Below are 797 nucleotides of genomic sequence, written 5' to 3'. Positions count from 1 at the left end.
TGGGTTAAATTTTGTCGCGTAAAGATTAATGCACTCGGTCCCGCTGTTCTCTCTACCGCCGCTTGCCACGCTACCGCTGACTCTACTTGGTCGCATGGGCGCCATGTCTCTAAATTTGGAATATAGCGTAATGCCGCAGTTTGTTCCACTGGTTGGTGGGTTGGTCCATCTTCCCCTAAGCCAATCGAGTCGTGGGTGTAAACAAAGAGCGTGCGCTGTTTCATTAATGCTGCCATTCTTACCGCATTATGGGCATATTCCATAAACATGAGGAAGGTTGCACCATAAGGGATAAATCCGCCATGTAATGCAATACCATTCATTATTGCTGACATGCCAAATTCTCGTACTCCATAGTTGATGTAGTTGCCATCAACAACATTGGCGCGTAATGGTTTTGAGCCTGACCACAAGGTGAGGTTTGACCCCGCTAAGTCTGCCGAACCGCCTAAGAATTCAGGTAATAGCTTCGCATACGCTTCTATCGCATTTTGTGAGGCTTTTCGGCTGGCAATGCTCGTGGGGTTCGCTTGTAATTTTTCGATAAAGGCGTTTGACTCTGTTGCCCAATTCGCTGGTAATTCACCCGCTAAACGGCGTGATAATTCGGCAGCAAGTTCTGGGTAAGCTGTTTGATAAGCGGCAAAACGTCTATTCCATTCCGCTTCTTTCGCGGCTCCTTGTTGTTTGGCGTCCCATTCTGCATATATTTCTGCGGGAATTTCAAATGGTGCATAGCTCCAACCCAAATTTTTGCGGGTCGCTGCAATTTCTTCATCACCCAATGGTGCACCATG

1 protein-coding gene is annotated in these 797 nt (G+C 47.4%); it reads right to left on the bottom strand.

Annotation, left to right across the window (positions count from 1 at the left end; genetic code table 11):
• Positions 1–797: thiamine pyrophosphate-binding protein (locus ACFFHK_RS09790; protein ID WP_512700290.1), on the bottom strand; the 797-nt coding region annotated here is incomplete at both ends.

The sequence above is a fragment of the Gallibacterium trehalosifermentans genome (genome assembly GCF_042433055.1).
In the GTDB taxonomy this organism is placed as follows: Bacteria; Pseudomonadota; Gammaproteobacteria; order Enterobacterales; family Pasteurellaceae; genus Gallibacterium; species Gallibacterium trehalosifermentans.
The sequence above is the reverse complement of the archived record's forward strand: the minus strand, read 5'-3'. Positions and strand labels throughout refer to the sequence as shown.